This is a genomic window from Vibrio sp. 1580, assembly GCF_033340055.1.
In genome coordinates, this window is sequence record NZ_JAWOVT010000212.1 from 1 (window position 1) to 771 (window position 771).

The following is a 771-nucleotide window of genomic DNA, read 5'->3' on the forward strand; positions in this document are numbered from 1 at the left end:
AAGAAGGAACTGGCTGCCCTGTATCTGCCAACCATTGAAAAAGACGCTTCATATTCGCATGCCCGCGTGGAAAGCTGAAGCCAAACTCAGTAAGGATAGAACCAATACGGTTCATCGTTGCCGTTCGCTCTCGAATATAGCCTGTTCTAATCCTGCGAATAACTACTCCTAATTGTGCTTGTTCAGTTTTCGGTGAAACAAAGTGCGTATTTCGGTGATTGCGATCGCTCGTTTCGGTTTATTCCGATCACCTGATCCTGCCGTTTTTCTCTCTTCCTATTTTTACTCTAAGTGATCGGATTGCGCCAGTTTTCTCATTGACTCACCTCCCAGTTCTATTCGATGACTATTGTGTACCAGCCGATCCATTAGAGCGTCAGCGACGGTGGCGTTGCCGATCATGTTGTACCATTCTTTTACTGGTAACTGGCTGATGATGATTGTGCTGCTGTTTTGGTAACGATCTTCAAGTACTTCTAACAAGTGACCAGCATGCTCTTGAGTCAGTTTTTCCATCCCCCAGTCGTCGAGGATCAGTAGAGCTTTCTTAGCCAACGATTGAAGTTGCTTTTGATAGCTACCATCCAGACGACCTGCGGTCAGATCATCAAGCAAGCGAGTTAATCGGTAGTATCTGACCGTTTGTTGTTGGTCGCAGGCGCTGGTTGCAAGTGCGCAGCCAAGATACGTTTTACCTGCCCCTGTTGGGCCTGTGATCAAGATGTTCTGGTGCTTGTGCAGATAGCCACCCGTTAGAAGTTCGCTTATCTG

1 protein-coding gene and 1 pseudogene are annotated in these 771 nt (G+C 47.1%); both read right to left on the reverse strand.

The annotated features are described in order from the left end of the window. Positions 1–211 (reverse strand): annotated as a pseudogene (locus R7093_RS25085) (IS110 family transposase); the annotation flags it as partial. A gap of 71 nt (positions 212–282) precedes the next feature. Then, on the reverse strand, positions 283–771 hold a 489-nt coding region (gene istB, locus R7093_RS25090; RefSeq protein WP_318147000.1), incomplete at its 5' end, for an IS21-like element ISVch3 family helper ATPase IstB.